Genomic DNA, 16,303 nt, shown 5'->3' on the forward strand with positions numbered 1-16,303 from the left:
GCACCACTACCCCGAGAAGACCGACTCCCCATGAACGCGCGCACCCTGGTCATCATCCCGACGTACAACGAACGCGAGAACCTCCCCCTGGTTGCCGCTGCACTGTTCGCCAACGCTCCCGACGCGCACCTCCTCATCGTCGACGACGCCAGCCCCGACGGCACCGGAGAGATCGCCGACGAGCTCGCTGCACGTGACGCGCGCGTGTTCACGATGCACCGGTCCGGGAAGCTCGGGCTCGGTTCGGCGTACATCGAGGGCTTCACGTGGGGCCTGGCCCGCGGCTACGCGGTCCTGATCGAAATGGACGCCGACGGGTCACACCCCGCGACCGCGCTGCCTGCCCTGATCGCGGCGATCGGCCCGATGTCGCCCGCGGGCTCACCGGCTCTCGTGATCGGATCCCGCTGGGTCACGGGCGGCAGCGTCGTGGACTGGCCCCGATCCCGCGAGGCCCTCAGTCGCGCCGCGAACCTCTACGCGCGCGTCGCGCTCGGCATCCCGGTCAAGGACGCCACCGCAGGGTTCCGCGCTTACCGCGCCGACGCGCTCGCCACCATGGACCTCGAGTCCGTCAACTCCTACGGGTACTGCTTCCAGATCGACATGACCCTGCGACTCATCGACGCCGGCTACGCCGTCCGCGAGGTGCCCATCACCTTCCGCGAACGTGAGATCGGCGAATCCAAAATGAGCCGAGCGATCGTCGTCGAGGCGATGTGGAAGGTCACCGCTTGGGGCGCCGCGCGACGCGGACGCCAACTGCGCGCCGCACTTGCTCCCAAACGGACCACCCGACCGGATTTCGTCGCCTGAGAATGCGCGAGGCCGACGGCGGGTAGACGACTCACGCTCGCCGATCGCCAGACTGACGACCGCGGACTCAGGGCGGCCCGCGCGAACCCCGCGAGTCTGCGGAACTCGGACCGGTTCCGGCACTCAAAGTTCCGACAATTGCCCCCTCTAAGGACGAAAGGGGTAAGTGGCGGTTCGCCAAGAATCGGCAGATGGGGGACATTCCGGCATCTGCGTTGACACCTTAGAAACGTGTCGCAATTGTGAATTGCATGGCCCCGGTCAGTGCCCTGAACTACTCGACGAACGTCGCTCGGGCGCGGGTCACACGGCTACGCCCGCCCCTACGTCGGGGGTGGTGGACGAGTGCGGTCGGGGTCGCGGTGTGGTCGACGAACCTTCTCGTGGTCGCCCTGTGGGTATCGAACGACGGAATCAGCACGCTGCTCCTCGGCTACGGCTCGGCCCTGTCGAGTGCGGGACGCCTGCTGGCCCTGGTCAGCTCGAACCTGCTGCTCCTGCAGGTGTTCGCCATGGCCCGGATCCCCTGGGCCGAGCGGGCCCTGGGCCAGGACAAGATCATCCGGTGGCACCGACTGTTCGGGTTCACGTCGCTGAACCTGATGATCGCGCACGTGGTGGCGACAACGCTGGGCTACGCCGCCCTGGAGAAGACCGGCTTCTGGGGTGAGCTGTGGTCTTTGGTCACCACCGCGCCGGGGATGCTGCTTGCGACCGCGGCCACTGCCCTGTTCGTGCTGATCGCCGTCACGAGCGTGCGCGCGGCGCGGCGCCGTCTTCGGTTCGAGTCGTGGCACCTGCTGCACCTGTACGCCTACCTCGGTGCCGGCCTCGCGCTGCCACATCAGCTGTGGACCGGGTCCGACTTCCTCTTCTCTCCCATCGCCTCGGCGTACTGGTGGGGGATCTACCTCCTCGCCCTCACCTGTGTGCTCCTCTTCAGAGTCGCAGTCCCGATCGCCATCACACTGCGGCACCGGCTCAAGGTCACCCGGGTCGTGTCGGAAGGCCCGGGCGTCGTCTCGGTCTACGTCAGCGGTCCCCGGCTCGCCACCCTCTCGGTGGCGGCCGGCCAGTTCTTCGTGTGGAGGTTCTATACCGGCGCCGGCTGGACCCGAGGGCATCCGCTATCGCTCTCGGCCGCCCCGCACTCCGGCGCGCTGCGCATCACGCTGGCCACGACCGGCGACGACGGCGACCGACTTGCCCAACTCGCGCCTGGAACGGCAGTGCTGGTCGAAGGGCCCTACGGGCGCCTGACACTGGACACCCAGACCCGCCCCGGCCTGATCGTCATCGGAAACGGCCTGGGGGTCACCCCCCTCGTGGCGCTCCTGCAGGATGCGGCCTCCACCCGAAAGACCGCACTTCGACCCGCCACGTTCGTGCGCCGCGCCCGCAAGTCCACCGGACAACCGCTGCAGGCAGACATCGACCGCTTGATCTCATCCGGGGACATCACACTCATCGACCTCGTTGGTCCGCGCAGCCGGACGGGTACATCGTGGCTGCCCGCGCAGCTCGGACACCTCCCTGGCCGCCTTGCCCTGCGCCAGATGCTCCCCGGTCTTCTCGACAGCGACATCTACCTCTGCGGCGTCGGACCGTGGATCGAGGCCGTCGCCGACGACCTTCGGGCTGCCGGGGTACCCGAGGACGCCCTCCACATCGAATCGTTCGCCTGGTGACGGGACCACAGGTGCGCCGAATAGCTGCCGCCCTCGCCACCACGACGACCGGGCTCGTCCTGCTGTTCGCCTACCCGACGAGTCTGGACCGCACCATGAAGGTCGCCGACGTCGGCACCGGTAGCGCGGCCCCAGTGACCTCCGGCGCTGCCACCGCCGCGCCGGGTGCGGCAGCGGCCACCGATGCGACCTACGACGGCACGACCGTCCAGATGCGCTACGGGCCCGTCCAGGTGCGCATCACCGTGGTCAGCGGTCAGATCACCACCGCCGACGCCATCCAACTCCCGTCCGGCAACTCCTACGACGATCAGGTCAAGCAGCACGCAGTCCCGATCCTCGTCAAGGAGTCGTTGGCCGCACAGTCGGCGAAGATCGCCATGGTCTCGGGCGCGACCTACACCTCCAACGCCTACGTGCAGTCGCTCCAGAGCGCACTCGACCAAGCCCACCTCTGACTCCAAGTCGACCAGCGGCCCTATCGCCCGTCGAAGGTCAGGCAAAAACACTTGGCATGTCAACAGTTCCGCGACCCGCATGACGGCGATCGTGCTTCGGTGTGGGGCTATCGATGCCCGGTGGGGCTACTTCGGCAGGGCGTCGCCGATCGGGGTCTCGGACACCACGTCGGTGGCACTCGTCGCGGACTCGACCACCCCGGACGCTGTCTCGGTCAACCCGGTCGCAGACTCGGTCAAGCTCTGCACGCCGGTCGTCGCCGCGTCACCCACGGCGCCGAGGTCCACGGGGAGTCCCGGAATCTCGATCCCGGTGGCCTCGGTGATGCCCGTGAGGGCCTTCTTGATCGTTTCCCACATCTCAACCTCCGGTAGGTGTGCGTGCGCCAGCGTGCTAGATCGGTGGGATCAGGTGCACGACGGGCAGGATCTCGGTGCTCAGGGACAGCGCGGTCGCGATCAGCACGTGCGCGCGGGCGACCAGGACCCCGACCGCACCCCGGTGGGCGTCGTCGACGCCGCCCGCGGTCTCGCGCAGGGAGTGCACCTGCTCATCGAGTGCGCTGAGGTACTGCTCGAACGCGAGCGGATCGGCCGGGCACGGCCCCACAGAAGGATCTGCGCACCGCGTGTGCTCATCCGAGGCCGACGACGTCAGCGCGTGGGCGATCTCGTCCAGCCGGATCCCTTGAGCCTCCATCTGACGAATCGCCGCGATGCGCGCTACTTCCGACGGGTCGTACAGCCGGAAGTTGCCGCTGCTACGGCCGGCCGGGGCCAGCAGCCCACGGCTGGTGTAGAAGTCGACCGTGCGCGTGCTCACCCCCGCCCGCGCCGCGAGCTCACCGATGCGCAAGAGCTTCTCGCCCACCACAGCACCCACTCTCGGACCGACGCGCCAACCTGAACCTCCACCATACAGTGATACGTGACGGTGTGATTCCCCTGATTCGCGTCTGCGGAGAGTCTGGACGGACTGTCCTGCGTGGTACGCCCACGACAACACAGTGCGCCCCGACGAGAAGGGTCCTACTGAACGATTGATCGACGTCGGGTCAAGACCCAAGGCGCGCCGTGGTCGCCGAACCAGACTCACGATGCACGCGCGGCGGGATCACACTGCTGGCAGACCCGCCACGCCCGGGCGCATCATTGTGCTGAGAGCCTTCCGGAACACGCGAAGTCCACACGGGATGACGGGCAGCCTTCTAGGATTTGATGACTGCTTGCTTGGTTGGTCACCGCTGGGCGGTGACGAACGGTAAACCTGCCGAATCGAGATTCCGCTGTCATGGCAGTTCAAGGCAAAGACCCTGTGAGTGCGCCGATGAGCTCGAGCCGCGACGCCGCCACGATCGCGCCCTTCTGGCGTCGCGGGCGAGCGCTGAGCACGCAGCCGGGCCTAGTCACCCGGATAGTGCGCAGTGCACCGCTCACTCTGGCGCTCGTGGTCGCACTGTGGGTCATCGCCACAGCGACCGGCAGCGTGCTGCACGGGCCACGTCACGAGCGGTTCGACGTCCTGCTCGACGGCGCCCGCTCGCTGACCCATCTGGAGTCGATCGGCTTGAGCCTGTGGTGGGCACCGGACCTCCTGGGATACCTGGGCTCCACGGTGGTTCTGATCACCTTGGGGATCGTTGCCGAGCGCAGGCTGGGCACAGGTCGGTATGCCATCGCCCTGGTCACCACCCACGTGCTCGCGGCGTCGACGGTCGTCGTGCTCGCCTGGGGCACCGGTCAGTTCTATCCGACCTGGGCTCGGGCCTTTCTGACCGTCCCGTTCGGCGGCCCCGCACTCGGGGTGATCGGCGCGGTCCTGGCAGCCTCCGCGACGCTGACGACACTGTGGCGGCGGCGGGTCCGGGTAGGCCTCCTGACGTTGTTCGTCGCGATGGTCCTGTTCTACGGCGGTGGTTTGGCGGTGCTGCTCCTTGCTGCAGCCATCTACGGGCTGGTCCTGGGCCGGGTGTTCCGATCGGAGACCCTGCAGCCCAGCCCGGTCGGGTCCGTGCACGAAGCCCGGGTGCTCGCGGCTCTGATCGTGGCCGCCACCGCGCTCGGACCGCTCCTGGCGATGCTCACCCCCGCCCCCACCGGCCCGTTCGCGAAGCTGGGCTTCCTGGTCGCCGACGTGCACCGGCCGCCGCCGGCCGTCATCGCCGAGCTGTGCAACCGGGCGCCGGCATCCGTCGGCTGCGCAATGGGACACCTCGAGCTGCACCCCGGGGTAGGCGCCACGCTGATGGCGTGCCTGCCCGCTCTACTACTGCTGCTGTTCGCCGACGGTCTTCGCCGAGGACGCCGGATGGCTTGGATCGGCACGCTCGCCCTGGAAGGGGTGCTCGCGGGTGTTGCCATCGCGGATTTCGCCATGGCCATGGCCGACGCCGGCCCGGTGCTGCCGATCGCCGGCCTGACCGATGAGCAACCCCTGCGGCTGCTCACCCAGCTGATCCTGCCGTGCCTGGTCCCCGTCACCGCCGCCGTCGTCGTGCTCGTCCTGGGTCGCGACCTGTTCACCGTCAAGGCCCCGCACGGTGCGGGCCGGGCGCTGGTCCGTCGGCTGGCCATCCTGACCGCCGGATCGGCCGTGGTGTACGTCAGCCTTGGCCTCGTCGTCGCTGATCAATGGGAGACCACCCCCACCGCGTGGTCGCTCCTGACGGACTTCCCGCTCCGGCTCGCACCTGAGGAGCTGACCCTCGGCGCGCTCGCACAGCACGTCCCGGCCGGTCCGGCTGCCCAGGTCCTGTTCGACTGGATCGGGATCGCCTTCTGGGCGTGCGGGGCAATCATCGTGCTGCGCTCCTTCCGCCAGGACGCCGCGGGTACCCCCGCCCAACGCGACCGAGCCCGCCAGATCCTGATCGCGAATGGCGGCAGCTCCCTCGCGTGGATGGGCCTATGGGAGGGGAACAGCTACTGGTTCAGCACCAACGACTCCACCTTCGTCGCCTACCGCCTGGTCCAGGGCGTGGCGCTGACAATCGGCGATCCTGTCGGTCCGGTGAACCAACGCACCGATCGGGTCCTCGAGTTCGCGCACTATTGCGAGTCGATCGGCGCAGTGCCCGCGTTCTACTCTGCCTCCGCGGGCCTGGAGGCTCTGTGCACCGAGCGAGGCTGGAGCAGCGTCCAGATAGCTGAAGAGACCGTGCTACCGCTCGGGGACCTGGCGTTCACGGGCAAGAAGTTCCAGGACCTGCGCACCACCTTGAACCACGCCAAACGCGAGGGCTTGCACGTCCAGTGGCTCGACTACCCCACCGCCCCGTTGTCCACCGTGCTGCAGATCCAGGCCATCTCCGAAGACTGGGTCTCGCAGCAGTCCCTGCCCGAGATGGGCTTCACCCTGGGTGGGATCGACCAGCTCGACGACCCCCACGTGCGCTGCTCCGTCGCCGTCGACGACGCCGGGGTCGTCCACGCGGTCGCGTCCTGGCTCCCGATCTACGACGCCGGTACGGTCATCGGCTGGACCCTGGACTTCATGCGCAAACGCACCAACGGTTTCCGCAACGCCACCGAGCTCCTCATTGCCCGCGGCGCCCTTGACTTCCAAGACGAAGGATTCGCCCTCCTCAGCCTGTCCGGAGCCCCCCTGGCTCGCGCCGAGCACCCGGACACCGAACCTCTTGGTGCTCCCGCCGCGGCCCGACCCGAGCCGCTCGACCGGCTGCTCGACCAGCTCGGTACCCGCCTGGAACCGGTCTACGGGTTCCGCTCCCTGCTGCGGTTCAAGGCCAAGTTCAACCCCCAGTACAGGCCGATGTACCTCGTGTACGCCGATGCCGCGTCCCTTCCCGCCATCGGGCGGGCCGTCGCTCGTGCCTACGTCCCCGATGCCTCCTTGTCCACCCTGCTGCACGTCGCCAACACGATCATGTTCAAGCACCGCGACACACCTGGACCGAGCACCCCGCCACGATCGGAGCGGAGCGACGGCCCGCGGCCGCCCGCCGTCCCCGTGCTCCCGCAGCCCCAGAAGTCCGCAGACAGCCACGTGTCCGCCGCTAGCCCCTCTCGCGCACCGTCGTCGAGCGATCGATGAACGGGCCAGCTGGATTCCTGCTTCGGCTGCCAGTCCTGTCCCCCGCGGTCCTGATCACGGCATTCGTGCTGGGCGGGATCGTCGTGGCGCTTCTTCTGGCGCGCCGCGTGCCCCGCTGGGCGGCTGTGGCGATCGCCGCATCGACCCTTGGCGCCGCGGCCGGCGCGCTCTCGCTGTGGGTCATCGAGAAGCCGGTCGACCTGTTCGGGACCCCGCTCGGGTGGAGCACCCGGTGGTGGGTCGTCGCGTGTTTCGCCGCCCTCGGGCTGGCGATCGCGAACCTTCATCGGTCCACCCTGCGGCGAAAGGCCGCGGCGCTGGCGAGCGCCGTCGTCATCCTGGCGACCACGGGGCTGGGCATCAACTCCATCTACGGGCTGAACCCCACGCTCGGCTCACTGTTCGGCGTCGCCACCGTGGGCACCCTCGCCCTGCCCACGCCCGTCTCGGCCCCGAGCGCCACCTCGACGGCCGCCGCGGCGCCGGTGCCGTTGTGGCAGGCGTGGACCGCACCGCCGGACATGCCCACGAAGGGCACCGTCGGCACCGAAGTCATCCCGAATACGGCCTCGCACTTCGTCGCCCGCCCCGCCGGGGTCTACCTCCCGCCGGCCGCCCTGACCGCGAACCCGCCGAAGCTTCCGCTCGTGGTCCTGCTCATGGGCCAGCCCGGAAACCCCGACCCCCAGTACATCGCGGCCACCCTCGACAGGTACGCCGCCGCCCACCACGGGCTGGCCCCGATCGTCGTGGTCGCCGACCAGCTCGGCGACCCCACCGTAGACACGCTGTGCCTGGACACCCCGAAGTTCGGCAACGTCGAGACGTACATCAACACCGACGTCGTGAACTGGGCGCGCACCCACCTGAACATCCTCAGCACCCGCGACAGCTGGACGATCGCCGGATACTCCCACGGCGGCCAGTGCGCGATCTCGTTCGCCGCCAAGCACCCGGACCTGTGGGGCAACGTCCTGGACATCTCCGGCGAGGAATACCCCGGCGCCGAACACGCCCCCGCCACTCTCGCCGACGTCTTCACCGGCAGCCAGGCGGCCTATGACGCCCAGAAACCCGTCAACATCCTGTCCCGCAACACTTATCCCGACACGACCGCCATCTTCACGGTCTCCACCGACGATCCTGCCTTCATGCCGGGGGTGAAGCGGGTCTCAGCCGCAGCCCAGGCCGCCGGGATGCACGTCACCTACGGCGAGGTGCTCAACGGCGGGCACGTCATCGGCGCCCTCAACGGCGGCCTCGACCAGGGCTTCGCCGTCCTCTACCCCCGCCTGGCACTCAGCCCGCCCTAGGCGGGAACCCAGGTCGCGGCCAGCCGGCGTTCAGCGGGACTTGGCATCGTGTTCTCCGTGCCCATCCACACCCGTGACCGGCGCCGCGGCGCGCCCCACGGGCAGGTGAGGGCGATCACGTGATCACGGACCTCGGAGGCCTCATGCTGGCACAGTCATTCCCCGTCGGGGACTCGCCTTTCAGCAGGATCCTGCATGTCGTGCAGTCGCTGTCATCGAAGACCTCAGCTTCCGCGCTCGCCATCGGCGTGAGCGCCGGCGTGCTGGCCTGGGCGGTCGACTCCTGGCACCCCGACCAGATCCTCGCCTGGTTCGGCGCGATCGCCGGAGCGATCACGTTGACCATGCTGTTCGTCCTGCAACACACGCAAACCCGCCAACAGGCGGCCCTGCAACTCAAGCTCGACGAGATCCTGCATGCACTGCCGAGCGCCGACGACCGGCTGATCAGCCTCGAGTCAGCCCCTGCCGGGGAACGCCTCGCCGTCGAGCGCAGGCTCTCAGCCCTTCGAGCGCAGTTGCCGACCTGAGCTCCCCGGGCCAGCCGCACCGTTCGGGCACACACTGTCCGCGGAAAATGCGGTTGACCACCCTCGCCGCAAACGGCTCGGCCGTCCGACAACGAGATCGACGGCTCGGCGTACCGGTCAGTTACGGCGGGCTCAGCCCGAGTCGGGGGTACAGGGCCGCGAACCCCTTGTCGAGTCCCCCCGAAGGGTGTCGACCGTGTGCCCTCCTGATGGCAGCTCGACGTACGTCGCTCGCATTCCCGCGGCCTGTGCCGCAGCCGAGACCTTCTTCGCCGCCGCGACATACACAGGGTCATCGACAGACGCGGTGAATATCGCTGTCGTGTCGGGGTAGGTGTGGTGCGCGAGGACCACGATCGGCTTCTGCGCGTCGTACGCGCTCTGCTTGCCCCCGAATATCTGACTCAGGGTCTTCGCGGCATGTTCGGCCCCGGGGAACTCTTCGCCAGAGATGTCGAGAACGTTGCCCCACAGGTCAGGGTGCTTGGCGGCAAACGAGATCGCGCACTGCCCACCGTGGGAATACCCGGCAACGGTCCAGCTAGCCCGGTCTGTGAGGATGTTGAGGTGCGTCCTGGCCCAGGTGACGACATCGGTATTGACATACGTCTCGACCTTGCCGAACTTCGCGGTATCCAGGCACAACGTGTCGTTCGTCGGGCGCCCCAGCTGGTCGGCGACGATCACGATCGGCGCCAGGCCGTGGTGCGCGGCCGCGTAGCTGTCGAGGGTGGCCGCGATGTACTGGGTCTCAGGGTTGCCTGGCTGACCCATCATCAAGACCACCAGGGGAAGCCGTGGCGGGTGCGCGGTCAGTGCTGCCGGCGGGAGGTAGATCCCGGCGGGGCGGGCGACGAAGCCCGACACGGTATTGGGGATGACAGCGGATCCGACCGTGCCCTTGGCGGGCATGCCGGCAGGCGCGGTCCAGGTCTGCCAGAGGGCCGATGACGCACCGGGAGTCGCGGCTGGGAGCGATGCCGCGGTCGTCAAGGGCGGCAATGGGATCTGAGGTTGGGTGGAGATACCCAGGACAGAACCGACGGTCGGATCCAGCCCATAGGCGGCATTGATCCCGAGCGAGGTGGTCAGGAGGAGGACGACGACACCGAACAGGGCGCCGACCTTGCGCCGCCACGTGGAGTGCGAGGCGTTGGCGACAGCGAGGCCGACGGCGGCGAAGAACGCGATGACCCACCAACGCGCACTCCACATCAGCGGCGTACCGAGCAGGTTCACCCACTTCTCCACGACCCAGAGCACCAGGGCTCCGATCGCAGCGCCAGCAACGACCGCAACAACCGCCCGGATCGGCCACCCGGGGACGCGACGGGCGAGCAAGAGGGCCACAACGATCCCGCCGATGACAAAAGCCGTGATCAGCACACCCGGCGTGAGCACCTCGATGCGCAGCAAGAACTCCGTCACGCCGCTCATCAATAGCCCGCATCCTGTGGGGGGACCCTCATGAGTGACTCACCCGTCCAACAGGGCGCCCGGCCGGGAACCGCCAGCAAACCCATCGTCGCTCACCACTTTCGTCAGCCAATTATGCGCAGCCGAACCTGGGAGTGACCGGTGAACGACCTGAAAGCTTGTAGCGGTTGGCCGCGCAGGGCCGGGTCGTGCGGCGACGCCCTGCTAACCAGGGGGAATCGCGAATTTATCCGGTCGTGGCGGGGGCCCTGGCATCCGTTCATCGAGGAACGCGAGGGCGTCGCGACCGATCACCCGGCCGCCGAGAACACCCAGATGTCCCTTCTCGGGATACAGGATCAGTCGAGCCCCGGCGATTCGAGCTGCTGTCTGGATGAACACGCGGCCGTTCTCATAGATCGGGTCGCGCCCGCCGCCCACCACCAGCACCGGGATACCGATCTCACCCAGCCTGTCGCTGACATCGAACCGATCCTCGGCTTGGAGCGTGGCGAGGATGTCCTGGGGCGAGCGAAGCGCAAAGTGAGTTGGCGCCAGGAGCCAACCGCCGGCTCCAAGTGCCGCTCGGGAGGAGTAGGTCGCGCCTGCCATGCCGCTCGCCCGTGCGGCAGCAGCCCGAGGGTGGTTGGCGCGGATCTCGACCGCCAGCTCCTGCTGCGCGCGCCGTCCCCACGTCCCGAGGCGACTGCCCGAAGCGACGAGGACGAGGCGGCGGACGAGCTCGGGGTGGTCGATCGTCAGCTGGAGCGCGACGCTACCGCCGGTGGAGATCCCGACGACGTCGACGGGGCCATCGAAGTTGGCGCTCAGCACGCGCGCGTAGTCGTCCGCGATGTCGGCCATGCTCGCGTACGGGTCCAGGCCGTGCCGTCGATTGACCCACCACACCGTCCGCTGTCGTGCGAGTGGCCTGAGTTGACGGACCTGGGCCCAGAGCCCCAGTCCGCGCGGCAAGTGATGGTCCGGCGATAGCCCAGCGGCCACCAAGACGGGCTCCCCGGAACCGAGCTTGAGGTACGCCATACCGCCGCCAAGCACCCCCTGCTCGACCTCTCGCCGGGCCATCAGCCAGATCCCCTTCTCCCACCTACGAGCGGCAATGGTTGGCAACCTTGCGACGCGCCAACGACAGCGCCACCGGTTCAGCATGTGCTGAGCAACTGTCTTACCACCACAGTGGACTCACTCCCCGCTGCGCGCTTCTGACTATGGAAAGTGATCTGGAAAGCCCAGTCTTCATCCAGGTAAGGCGCAGGTGGAGAACTCGTTTTCACCGCGGCTTCGTGCCCTGACCGAAGCTCACCCGGAGCCTGCGTGAGCGACGAGCGGCCACTGCTCGAGAGCCCGCACCTTGAGCACCTCATTCATGGAGCCGTGCAGCACATTCGATTGGCCGCACCTGCGAACCGTCCACCGCCTTGGTCACAGCGATGACAACTCAGGACGGGCCGACGAGGCGCCGACAGAACCGAACGTGACCGCGCCTCCCAACCACCCGCTTCAATCCCCCACCAGGCAAATACCCCCGTGGGCCCGATGGTGCTGACCGTGGCGCTCGAAACGCAGACCGGCCCGACTCCCATCTCGTTCGGCCTGATCTTCAGCTCAATCAGTCAGGGGTTATGGCAGGCGGCGACGTCGTCACCACCGGCGATGTTCATGTCGGCCCTGCTCATCTTGATGGATCGCGATTCACCAGCTCGCGCAGGACCTCGCTGCCCATGTTGCCGGTCGCGCGCCCGTGAGAAACACACGCCTCTTCATTGTGCTCATCGAGGCGCTGCCAGTTCCGCGGTGGACGCGCCAACGGTCAACAACGGGTCCGGCGCACCGTCGGTGAGCACACCGGACGCACGCCCCTGGAGCCAGTGGTCGAGCTGGGCGGCGGAGACGGGGCGGGACAGGTAGAAGCCCTGGGCCTGGTCGCAGCCCAGCCGGGCGAGCTCGGTGTAGGCGGTCACATCCTCGACGCCCTCCGCGACCATGCGCAGGTCGAGGCTGTGGGCCATGGTGATCGTGGACGCGACCAAGGCCGCGGCCCGGGCGTCGTCGGCCATCGGGAAGACGAACGACTGGTCGAGCTTGAGCTCGTCGATGGGCAGGTCGCGGAGGTAGGACAGCGAGCTGTAGCCGGTGCCGAAGTCGTCCACAGCGATCTGGACGCCGCTGTCGCGCAGCCGGGTCAGGATGCTGCGGGCCCGCTCCCGGTCCGACATCAAGAACTCCTCAGTGATCTCCAACTGGAGAACGCCCGGCGGCAGGTGGCGGGCGGCGAGCATCGCGGCGATCTCGTCGGGCAGATCGACGTCGACCAGCGAGCTCGCCGAGAGGTTGACGGCGACGGTCAGGGCGCGCCCGTTGGCGTGCCACACCGCGGCCTGGTCCAGGGCGATCCGCAGCACGATCCGGGTGAGCGTGCGCATCAGCCCCGTCTCCTCAACGAGCTCGAGGAAGCTGGCCGGGTACAGCAGGCCGCGGGTCGGGTGGTCCCAGCGCACCAGCGCCTCCACCCCTTCGATCGCGCCGGTCTGCAGGTTGATCTTCGGTTGGTAGTGCACCACGAGCTGATCTCCGGTCAGGGCGGCCCGAAGCTCCTCAACCAGGTGGAGCCGATTGATGCCGCCGTCGTCCCCCCGCCGTACAGGTGCGGGTCACCCGACGCCTTGGCCTTGTACATGGCGATGTCCGCCTTGCGGAGCAGGGCGGACAGGTCCAGGCCGTGGTCGGGGAACAGGGCGATGCCGATGCTGACTGCGCTGTGCACGGCCATGTCGCCGAGCATGAACGGCTCGGCCAGTGCGCCGCACAGGCGCCCGGCGACGGCCACCGCCCGGTCATGGCTGGCATCCTCGAGCAAGATGGCGAACTCGTCGCCCCCGAGGCGGACCAGCAGGTCCCCGGCACGCAGCTGGTGGCCGAGCCGCGCGCCGACCTCGACCAGTAACCGGTCGCCTGCGTGGTGACCGAGGGAGTCGTTGACCTCCTTGAAGCGATCCAAGTCGAGCATCAGGAGCGCCTGGCGGGGCCCGTGCGGATCCGCGAACCTCAGGGCCGCCTGCACGTACAGCGCCCGCCGGTTCGGGAGCCCGGTCAGCTCGTCCGTTGTGGCCTGATCCTGCACGTGCCGCACCATCCGCACCATCCGCACCAGGACAAGCAGCACCAGGGCCACCGAAGCGACCACGACCGGACCAGCGCGCAGCTCAACACCGGCAACCAGTTCGCTGCCAAGGATCGCCGGGCCGATCAGCAACGCCGCAGCGAGCCCGATGAGTTGCCCCGCATACAGCGTCTCCGCGCGAGCGGGGGCAGGCGCGGACAACGAGCGCATTGCCGGGTGCAGGGCGGCCGCGCCCGCGAGCACGAAGGCCACGAGCCACCTCGGGTCGAGCAGGGCCGGGTGAACGTCGATCACGGGCCCGAGCATCGCGGCCTGCGACAGGCTCTGGACCGCCAGCATCGTGCCGACCAGTCCCGCGAGCACCCGGGACGCGGTGCGACCGACCCCCGGCGCTTTCGCCAGGCGCACCAGCGCACCGAAGAGCAGCACGTTCCCGAGCGGGTACCCGAGGCCGACGAGACGGTCCAAGGTCGGTCCTTGGTCGGCTTCCCAGCTCGGTTCGATCAGGAAGACCCAGGAGAGCAGCCCGACCCCCACCGTCAGGATCACGCTGTCCAGGAGCGCCGTCGGACGGCGTTCGGGTCCGCGGCTCCGGGCGAACAGCACCAGGCCCCAAACGACCAGTGGATACGTGGCGAGGTAGAGCACGTCGTCCAGGGAGGCGGCCGCGCCGACACGACCCGCCAACTGGTTCGCGGCATTCAGCGCGCCCCCCACGACCCAGGTCACCATCCCGGCCGAGATGAGATACCACGCGATCGGTTCGGCCGGGTGGTTCCGACGAGCACCCACGACCATCGCGAGGGCGCCCGATGCTGCCACGAAGCAGTGGACCACGTCACGACCGGGTCCAGCCGGCAACAGAACGACGGCTGCGGCCACCACACTGCCGAACACCAAGTAGCGTCCCCAGGCCTGCGCCATCATGTCCCCCATGCATCCCCCCATCGGCCAATGGGTCGGGAACTTGACATCTTCTGCGCCGTCCGCCACCGCGCCTGCGCGTGGATGAGCGCATCTCGTCACCCGGTCACCGATGCGATTGCCGAGCCATCCGCCGAAAGCGGTCCTCTGACCCGGCCTTATTTCAGTGGGGCCGCCGCTTGGCGGGCCGAGTCGCTCCTTGTTTCGGCGAGGGCGGCGAGGGCCGCCGTCAGCATCGGCAGGCCGTCGCCCAGGACACCGAAGAACGTGCGGTCGACGGCCTCGGCCGCCTTGACTCCTTCGTTGGCCAGGGCAACGCCTGATGTGGTCACGCTCACCGCGCGTGCTCGTTTGTCGTCGGGGTGCGGCTGTCGCTCCACGAGCCCGCGCAACTCGAGTGCACGCAGCACCTGGCTGGTCATCATCGGGTCGGTGACGGCGTGGTCGGCCAACCGCTTCTGCGTGACCGGGCCTTGGGTGTCGAGCCAGGTCAGGGAGGCGAGCAGGACGAACTGCACGTGCGTGAGGCCGAGCGGTGTCAGGGCGGCTCGTGTGGCCGCCTGCCACTGGTTGGTGACCTGCCACAGGAGCAGGCCGGGGCTCGCGCTGGCGTCCTCGTACTCAGTGGCCAGCCGGCGGGGTGCCGGTGGGGGCTTCATCCGATGGCGGCCTGGTCGGCTTCGGCCATGGCCACCAGTCGGTCGAGGTCGGGCTGGAGGGTCGTGACGAATCCGCTCCCCAGGATCTTTCGCCACACCATGGCGAGCGGCCCGCGGATGTCGACGGTCACGTCGAGGTGCGTGCCGCCGCCGGGGGTACTTGCGAAGCGGTGGTCGAAGACCACCTTGGCCCCCGGCATCGAGCTCACGTCGACGAACGCCTCGTCGTCGAGCCGGGCGATGGTGAACCGCACCTTCGGTCCACCCTTGGGCTTGAGCGTGCCCGTCGCACCCTGTTCGAACGGCCCCTCCAGGCGCGCCCATTCGGTATCGAGGTTCCACTCGGGCCACGTGGCCATCGCCGCCCACCTCGCAAGGAAGGCGCTGATCGGTGCGGTGGAGGTGGCGGAGGCGGTTGCGATCGTCATGCCATCTACTATGCGCGCTTACTAGTTTCCTGGCAAGCCTTCGATACCAACCTGTGTCACGACCGGACACGGGGCCGGACGAGGCACGGACCGCGCCGTCATGCCATCTATCCGGGGTTGGGGGTGGCGAGCAGGCCACGGCTGTGCGCGATCCCGACGGCCTCGGCCCGCCCTGACGCGCCGAGCTTGCTGAGCATGTTCGACACGTGCACGCTCACGGTCTTGCCGCTGATGAAGAGCTGTTCGCCAATCTGCCGGTTGGTCATCCCGAGCGCGACGAGCGAAAGGACCTCGGCCTCGCGGGAGGTCAGCAGGTCGGTCGATGACCTCCGGGCGCCGGGCAGGTCGAGGCGAGCACGGCGCCCGAGTGCGTGGAGCGCGGCCTGGAGCGGGCTGGCGCCCATCTCACGAGCGGCTTGCTCCGCGTTTCTCGCCTGGACCTGCGCTGCGTCGCGGTCCCCCGCCTCGAGGAGCGCCTCTGCCCACCGCCAGGCGGTCCGCGCCTGCTCGTAGCGGTAACCGTAGCCAAACTCGGTCGCGGCGGCCTCCCACCGCGCCGGGTCGTTGTCACCCACGAGCCGGCCATGCTCAGCGTGCGCCCGCGCGAGCCACGCACGTCCCTCCGGTCCGAGCCGGCCGCCGCGCGGTCGCCCACGCCGCGCCGTCGTGACGGCCCGTTCGAGCAACTCGGTGCCGAGCCGGACCCGTTCCTCAGGATCGGTGTCCGCGGACCGATCGGCATGTGCGGCGTCAGCCAGCGCGGCGATGGCGAGCGCTGCAAGCCAGATCCCACCGAGGAAGTAGTCGTCCCACACCTGGCCCATGTGCTCGATCAGGCCGAGGGCGAGCTCGACCGCAGCGCCCGGCTCCCCCGC

15 protein-coding genes are annotated in these 16,303 nt (G+C 68.7%); 6 read left to right on the top strand and 9 right to left on the bottom strand.

What is annotated here, in order from left to right; genetic code table 11:
- The first annotated feature begins 30 nt into the window (after window positions 1–30).
- The 3 genes from VTA80_RS01130 (at window position 31) to VTA80_RS01140 (ending at window position 2,962) form a co-directional block, all read left to right on the top strand.
- Window positions 31–816: a polyprenol monophosphomannose synthase gene (locus VTA80_RS01130; protein ID WP_407343588.1), complete on the top strand. Its 786-nt coding sequence runs from the start codon at window positions 31–33 to the stop codon at window positions 814–816.
- 251 nt (window positions 817–1,067) lie between these two features.
- A complete protein-coding gene (locus tag VTA80_RS01135) occupies window positions 1,068–2,504 on the top strand; it encodes a ferric reductase-like transmembrane domain-containing protein (RefSeq protein ID WP_407343589.1) in 1,437 nt (478 codons plus the stop codon).
- Window positions 2,505–2,515: 11 nt separating this feature from the next.
- A complete protein-coding gene (locus VTA80_RS01140; RefSeq protein WP_407343590.1) occupies window positions 2,516–2,962 on the top strand; it encodes an FMN-binding protein in 447 nt (148 codons plus the stop codon).
- A 126-nt stretch (window positions 2,963–3,088) separates the two neighbouring features.
- On the opposite strand, the gene VTA80_RS01145 is transcribed toward VTA80_RS01140, so the two are convergent.
- Complete coding sequence (locus tag VTA80_RS01145; RefSeq protein WP_407343591.1) at window positions 3,089–3,322, bottom strand: hypothetical protein; 234 nt, start codon at window positions 3,320–3,322, stop codon at window positions 3,089–3,091.
- Between the two features lie 34 nt (window positions 3,323–3,356).
- Window positions 3,357–3,833 carry a MerR family transcriptional regulator gene (locus VTA80_RS01150; protein ID WP_407343592.1) on the bottom strand — a complete coding sequence of 159 codons (477 nt, stop codon included), beginning with the start codon at window positions 3,831–3,833 and terminating at the stop codon, window positions 3,357–3,359.
- A gap of 456 nt (window positions 3,834–4,289) precedes the next feature.
- Between VTA80_RS01150 and VTA80_RS01155 the strand changes: the two genes are divergently transcribed.
- From VTA80_RS01155 to VTA80_RS01165, 3 genes are all read left to right on the top strand, one after another.
- Window positions 4,290–7,016 (top strand): bifunctional lysylphosphatidylglycerol flippase/synthetase MprF, encoded by a 2,727-nt coding sequence (locus VTA80_RS01155; protein ID WP_407343593.1) that lies wholly within the window; start codon window positions 4,290–4,292, stop codon window positions 7,014–7,016.
- Window positions 7,013–8,329: an alpha/beta hydrolase gene (locus VTA80_RS01160; protein ID WP_407343594.1), complete on the top strand. Its 1,317-nt coding sequence runs from the start codon at window positions 7,013–7,015 to the stop codon at window positions 8,327–8,329. The genes VTA80_RS01155 and VTA80_RS01160 overlap by 4 nt, the downstream gene beginning before the upstream one ends.
- A 143-nt stretch (window positions 8,330–8,472) precedes the next feature.
- Window positions 8,473–8,859: a low affinity iron permease family protein gene (locus VTA80_RS01165; protein WP_407343595.1), complete on the top strand. Its 387-nt coding sequence runs from the start codon at window positions 8,473–8,475 to the stop codon at window positions 8,857–8,859.
- Window positions 8,860–8,991: 132 nt separating this feature from the next.
- On the opposite strand, the gene VTA80_RS01170 is transcribed toward VTA80_RS01165, so the two are convergent.
- The 7 genes from VTA80_RS01170 to VTA80_RS01200 all read right to left on the bottom strand — a co-directional run bounded on the left by VTA80_RS01170 (window position 8,992) and on the right by VTA80_RS01200 (window position 16,252).
- Window positions 8,992–10,296 (bottom strand): alpha/beta hydrolase, encoded by a 1,305-nt coding sequence (locus VTA80_RS01170; RefSeq protein WP_407343596.1) that lies wholly within the window; start codon window positions 10,294–10,296, stop codon window positions 8,992–8,994.
- A gap of 204 nt (window positions 10,297–10,500) precedes the next feature.
- Window positions 10,501–11,445, bottom strand: coding sequence for an alpha/beta fold hydrolase (locus VTA80_RS01175; RefSeq protein ID WP_407343597.1), 945 nt, complete (start codon window positions 11,443–11,445; stop codon window positions 10,501–10,503).
- Between the two features lie 620 nt (window positions 11,446–12,065).
- Complete coding sequence (locus VTA80_RS01180) at window positions 12,066–12,857, bottom strand: putative bifunctional diguanylate cyclase/phosphodiesterase (RefSeq protein ID WP_407343598.1); 792 nt, start codon at window positions 12,855–12,857, stop codon at window positions 12,066–12,068.
- 14 nt (window positions 12,858–12,871) lie between these two features.
- Complete coding sequence (locus VTA80_RS01185; protein WP_407343599.1) at window positions 12,872–14,239, bottom strand: diguanylate cyclase domain-containing protein; 1,368 nt, start codon at window positions 14,237–14,239, stop codon at window positions 12,872–12,874.
- A gap of 260 nt (window positions 14,240–14,499) precedes the next feature.
- Entirely contained in the window at window positions 14,500–15,000 is a 501-nt protein-coding gene (locus VTA80_RS01190; RefSeq protein WP_407343600.1) for a MarR family winged helix-turn-helix transcriptional regulator, read from the bottom strand.
- The gene (locus tag VTA80_RS01195) at window positions 14,997–15,428 is read right to left on the bottom strand and encodes an SRPBCC family protein (RefSeq protein WP_407343601.1); all 432 of its coding nucleotides are present in this window, start codon (window positions 15,426–15,428) and stop codon (window positions 14,997–14,999) included. Before VTA80_RS01195 ends, VTA80_RS01190 begins: the two co-directional genes overlap by 4 nt.
- 107 nt (window positions 15,429–15,535) lie before the next feature.
- Window positions 15,536–16,252 carry a LuxR C-terminal-related transcriptional regulator gene (locus tag VTA80_RS01200; RefSeq protein WP_407345642.1) on the bottom strand — a complete coding sequence of 239 codons (717 nt, stop codon included), beginning with the start codon at window positions 16,250–16,252 and terminating at the stop codon, window positions 15,536–15,538.
- Between the last annotated feature and the right edge of the window lie 51 nt (window positions 16,253–16,303).

It is taken from the genome of Pengzhenrongella phosphoraccumulans, from assembly GCF_045689905.1.
In the GTDB taxonomy this organism is placed as follows: domain Bacteria; phylum Actinomycetota; class Actinomycetes; order Actinomycetales; family Cellulomonadaceae; genus Pengzhenrongella; species Pengzhenrongella phosphoraccumulans.